We start from the raw sequence: 5312 nt of genomic DNA on the forward strand, positions 1-5312 counted from the left end.
GTCGTCATCCGTGGCAGCGTCCAGAACGAATTACTGCGATCGGTAGATTTGGAGCGGCAACCAATTACAATGAACTTTACGCCCAATTAGCAGCCGAAGGCATCTTTTTAATTCACTCGCCAGAACAGTATTTATTAGCTAGTGAATTAACTCATTGGTATCCATTACTGGCAGGATTGACACCCAAAAGTCTCTGGTTCTCAGAGCCACCGAGTTTTGAATCTGTCGCGCAAACATTAGGGCTACCACTATTTCTCAAAGGTAGTCGCCAAACCAGTCGCCACCGCGCTGCACTTTCAATTATCCATTCTGCGGCAGAATACGATCGCGCGATCGAGATTTATGCGGAAGATCCGATTTTACAGTGGCAAGATTTAGTATGTCGAGAATTTGCCAGGTTGCGCCCGGTACCATCGACAGCTACCGATAAGATTCCCGCATCATTTGAGTTTAGATCGTTTTGGTGGTATGGCAATTGTGTGGGTGCTGGGCAATATTGGTCTACAGATTATAATTGGAATTGTGAGAAAGAAAGAGCCGCATTAGTAGTAGCTCAAGCCGCAGCAGTGAGATTAAATTTACCATTCGTGGTTATAGACATCGCTCAAACAATAACTGGAGAATGGATCGCGATCGAGTGTAACGATGCACAAGAAAGTAGTTACGGTGGAGTTTCTCCATTTACATTATGGCGAAATATCATCGATCTAGAGTCGAACCGTTCTGTTTAATTTCTCGATCGGATTTACAGGTGTTGTCGCTAGCTCCTCCATACCAAAATAGTGTTCTACTAGTATCAGATTGTCATTTGTATTAAGCGGACGGAGTATTCAACCAATCCACCATTTCACTCAAATCTTGCCATTCAAAAATTTTCGATGTAAATTCATCGAGTTGTCGATCGCTTAATCTGGATAATCGATCGCTTAGTTCTGGTGTTAAGGTGTCGATGCCAAACTTAGCACGAACCATTTTATTTACTAATGCAACTTTGCCCTCAGTCTGTCTTTTTATTACCCATTCTTGATAGGCTTCTTCAACTTCTTTTACATAAGTCATAAAGCTTAGATCCTCCGCAGTTAATTCCGATTGAAATTGTTCCAGATAGACGCAGTACTTAATCGATACTTCTATGATATCATTTCTCAATTCTAGATTGGGATCTAGCTTGAGGATGTCGGCAAAAGCCAGCTTGGCACTTTCAGATTTGCCTAACAGCTTTAGCAGTAGCGTGTCTGAGTTATGGGCTAAAGCTTCGAGATTGACTATCCCCATCGATAAACCGGGAGCAGCTAGTCGATATACATGCGCTCCAAATTCTGGAGCGGGAATTGCATTCCATCTTTTCAATGAGTTTTCGCTACACTTGGCGGCGAAAATCCAAGTAAAAGGACGATCTAGATGTAAGGGATTAGGACTCAATACTGAATCTTTTGTAACTCTCGTCTTGCGCGAGCTATCTGCTTGACTTTTAGTTAACTCCCAATAGATGGCACTCCGTAAAACACATGAGTCTACGTCTTCTAAATCTAAATAATTACTATAATGCTCGATAATAATCGTCGGATGAACTGCGACTAGGCGACCCAGCAATCCTAATGAATCATCGATTGCCACTTGAGGATCGCGCTTGATGGCAATACACAAGATATCGATGGCTAGTGCTTCGGACAAGCGAACGGGTACACTCGTTTGACTCTCAAATAAATTTTTGAGAACGACAGGGACGAATTGTTTAATAAATTTGTCATGCGGCTCGTTAGATTGGCGTTCGCGTCCGGTCATGTAATTTGCTGTTTGTCTGTGTCGATCGATCTCGAATGAGCAGCCTTATCTTTAACAGACTGTCGCTAGTTATAATACTACATAAATGACTCGATATCATATAAGTGAAACATCAATATCGCATTGCTGTGTGGCAAAATATTAGCGAACTGGAGTCGATCCGAGCGCATGAAAGACCTCAATCTCATCTTTGAAGAATTCCAAGATTTTGGGAGCAGAGTTGCATTCGATCTCCATAATGGCAAACATTATGAAGGCTATATTTATAACATCGAAACAGAGTATTTAATATTTGGATCGGGAGGGCCATTAGCATCGGATAAAGATATCGAGATCCGGCTGGTAGATATCGATTTAACTACACTTGCCTACTTCGACGATCGATCTCAATGCTGGATGGATGCAGTGTGGAATAATGCGATCGGATGTTGGCAGTTCCAACCCTCAACCCAAGCGTAAGAATGGATCGTTTATCATAAAAGCTGAATGAGCCTCTGCGAAATTGTTTAGTGAAAGGATCGGGATTATTACATGGGTTATTTAGAGACAGCCGCTCAGTTTTATACTGAAGTTGCCCAAACGCCAGAAGTCGGCTTATGCTGCGTGCAAAGTACTCCGTTACAACTACCAGGATTGCACGTTCCCGAAATCATGCAGGAGATGAATTATGGCTGCGGGAGTACGGTACATCCGACGGAATTGGTAAATGAGCCGACGGTGTTGTATGTGGGCGTGGGTGGCGGCTTGGAGGCTCTCCAGTTTGCTTATTTCAGTCGGCGGGTGGCTGGGGTCATTGCGATCGATCCGGTGGCTGAAATGCGCTCTGCTGCGGCGCACAATCTCAAATTAGCGGCGGAGTCTAATGCTTGGTTCGAGCCGAGTTTTGTTGAAATTCGATCGGGTGATGCTTTTAATTTGCCAGTTCCAGATGCGTCTGTAGATGTTGTCGCCCAGAATTGTTTATTTAATATCTTTGAACCAGCGGATCTCGATCGCGCCTTAGCCGAAGCCTATCGCGTGCTAAAACCCGGTGGTAGACTGCAAATGAGCGATCCGATCGCCACACGGCAGATCCCCTTACACTTACAGCAAGACGAACGCTTGCGGGCGATGTGTCTATCTGGAGCGATGACTTATGAAGAATATACCCAGCGGATTATTGCTAATGGTTTCGGACAAATCGAAATTCGCGCGCGGCGTCCTTATCGATTATTGGATGCGCCTAGTTATCAACTCGATGAGCATTTACTGTTAGAAAGCCTCGATTCGGTTGCCTTTAAAGTGCCGATTCCTGATGATGGAGCCTGTATTTTTACAGGTAAAACGGCAATATATGCAGGCAAGGAATCTGTTTTCGACGATCGAGCTGGACATATTTTACCACGCGGCTTACCTGCGGCAGTTTGCGATAAAACAGCGGCGAAATTGTTGGCGTTGCTAGCCGATGAATGTATCGTCACTCCTTCAACTTGGCATTATCAAGGGGATGGGTGTTGTTAGAGCAGCGGATACATGACATTGTGTCGTGATTATACGCTCATTTTTGGGCACAATAAGATCGCCAAGCGCAAGCCATACATCACGATCTTATTTAATTGGATATGTTAGTGCTAAATGAAAGCCAGGTTCAATTTCAGGATGCGATCGATCCAGATAGCGATCGACCGATTCCCATTATTGGGATTCTTTACCAAGATCGACTCTTCAAACAACTTAAATCATTTCCCAAGGATAAGTTAGAATCGGCTCAACAATTAACGCGCCAATTATCGCTCGATCCCAAAGTTCTATGCTTGATGTTAGAAGAATCCGATAAATACACGGTCTGGTGTCAAGATGCTAAACTCAAGTCATATGATGCCAGCCAAGTCGAGCCGATCGATAACGCGATCGATAAAATCGATCTCAAAGAATTAGTTCGTCAAATGCGGGACATTGGCGGCGTCAAAATTAAAGACCGTCGCTATCGGCTGACTGTCTATCCCCGCTGTATGTTAGGTAGCGAGATGACGACATGGCTGGTGCGAAAATTCTTTCTCGCGGAGGCTGATGCTGTCAAGTTAGGACAACGCCTCATCGATGAAAAGCTGATGCACCATGTAACCGACGCTCATCCTTTTGAAGATGGTTTCTTTTTCTATCGCTTTTATTGGGATGAATAAGTTACCAAATCCGATCCATTTATAATGAGAGTGATGATAAAACTTCCGATCGATTTGCGCCAGATTTTATTATTAACTTGTTTGGTATTTGTCGGCTGTTTATTATCGACACTACCCGCTGCGGCGCAGACTTCGGCGATCGATTCTGGATTCAATCCCCAACTGTGGCTAAAAAATGCACTCGAATGGGTGGCTAGCTTGGGGTCGATCGGTGCTTTAGCGTTTATCGGTATTTATATTATTGCAACAGTAGCATTTTTGCCTGCGTTTATTTTAACGTTAGGTGCGGGTGTATTATTTGGTGTGTGGTTGGGGAGTGTTTATGTGTTTATTGGGGCGACATTGGGTTCGATTGCGGCATTTTTAGTCGGTCGTTATTTAGCGCGCAATTGGGTAGCCAAAAAAATTGCTGGCAATAACAAATTTCAGGCAATCGATCGCGCTGTCAGTAAAGAAGGCTTGAAAATCGTCCTTCTCACCCGGTTGTCGCCGATTTTTCCGTTCAACTTGCTTAACTATGCCTTTGGAGTGACGGGAGTTTCGATGCGGGATTATATAATTGGGGCGATCGGGATGATTCCGGGCACCATAATGTTTGTCTATCTTGGTTCTCTGGCAGGCAATCTAGCATTAATCGGGACAGAAACTCAGCCGACTAATCCCACGCTCCAATGGACGATTCGGATCGTCGGACTGCTGGCAACGATCGCCGTAACAGTCTATGTGACCAAAATTGCCAAGCAAGCCTTAAATAACCTGACGGTTGAAAGTTGAAAGTCGATCGTCAAATCCCTCAGAACATAACCAGATTTTCTCCCTAATTGCACCAACCCATAGCCTCGATCTGCAACACTCCTAACTCCCAACTCCTAACTCCTAACTCCCAACTCCCAACTCCCAACTCCCAACTCCCCATGACTACATTTTCTCCCAAGCACCTCGCCCCCATGGACGCCTACAACCAAAAGCTGTTAGCGGACGTGCATCCCCCCGATTGGGTCGATCCGCAGCCTGCGGAAATTTATGACTTGGTGGTAGTGGGTGCGGGAACGGCGGGTTTGGTAGTGGCGGCGGGAGCGGCAGGACTGGGATTGGGTCTAAAAATTGCCCGGATCGAGCGCAATTTAATGGGCGGAGACTGCCTGAATGTGGGCTGTGTGCCCTCCAAAACCATCATTCGATCGGCCAGAACGATCGGCGAGATTTGGAAGGCTAGAGAGCTGGGAATTAAAGTAGATAACTTCGAGGTCGATTTTGGGGCGGTCATGGAGCGGCTGCGGCGGATTCGATCGGAAATCAGTCATGCGGATTCGGCGGCTAGATTTGCCAATCTGGGCATCGATGTCTTTTTAGGCGATGGTAGTT

At 45.3% G+C, this 5312-nt stretch carries 7 protein-coding genes; 6 read left to right on the forward strand and 1 reads right to left on the reverse strand.

What is annotated here, in order from left to right:
- Positions 1-731 (forward strand): ATP-grasp domain-containing protein (locus tag C7B77_RS23215; RefSeq protein WP_106310513.1); only part of this gene is annotated, 731 nt, incomplete at its 5' end.
- An 82-nt stretch (positions 732-813) separates the two neighbouring features.
- On the opposite strand, the gene C7B77_RS23220 is transcribed toward C7B77_RS23215, so the two are convergent.
- Positions 814-1785: a DUF4351 domain-containing protein gene (locus C7B77_RS23220; protein ID WP_106310516.1), complete on the reverse strand. Its 972-nt coding sequence runs from the start codon at positions 1783-1785 to the stop codon at positions 814-816.
- A 168-nt stretch (positions 1786-1953) separates the two neighbouring features.
- Here C7B77_RS23220 and C7B77_RS23225 point away from each other — a divergent pair, with 168 nt between their 5' ends.
- The 5 genes from C7B77_RS23225 to C7B77_RS23245 all read left to right on the forward strand — a co-directional run.
- On the forward strand, positions 1954-2244 hold the full coding sequence (locus tag C7B77_RS23225; RefSeq protein ID WP_106310519.1) for a hypothetical protein: 291 nt from the start codon (positions 1954-1956) through the stop codon (positions 2242-2244).
- A 72-nt stretch (positions 2245-2316) separates the two neighbouring features.
- The gene (gene arsM / locus C7B77_RS23230; RefSeq protein WP_106310522.1) at positions 2317-3285 is read left to right on the forward strand and encodes an arsenosugar biosynthesis arsenite methyltransferase ArsM; all 969 of its coding nucleotides are present in this window, start codon (positions 2317-2319) and stop codon (positions 3283-3285) included.
- A gap of 107 nt (positions 3286-3392) precedes the next feature.
- Positions 3393-3947 carry an Npun_F0813 family protein gene (locus C7B77_RS23235; RefSeq protein WP_181243984.1) on the forward strand — a complete coding sequence of 185 codons (555 nt, stop codon included), beginning with the start codon at positions 3393-3395 and terminating at the stop codon, positions 3945-3947.
- A 33-nt stretch (positions 3948-3980) separates the two neighbouring features.
- Positions 3981-4721, forward strand: coding sequence for a TVP38/TMEM64 family protein (locus C7B77_RS23240; RefSeq protein WP_342761370.1), 741 nt, complete (start codon positions 3981-3983; stop codon positions 4719-4721).
- A gap of 140 nt (positions 4722-4861) precedes the next feature.
- Positions 4862-5312 (forward strand): FAD-dependent oxidoreductase (locus C7B77_RS23245; RefSeq protein ID WP_181243985.1); only part of this gene is annotated, 451 nt, incomplete at its 3' end.

The sequence above is a fragment of the Chamaesiphon polymorphus CCALA 037 genome (assembly GCF_003003845.1).
Classification (GTDB): domain Bacteria; phylum Cyanobacteriota; class Cyanobacteriia; order Cyanobacteriales; family Chamaesiphonaceae; genus Chamaesiphon; species Chamaesiphon polymorphus.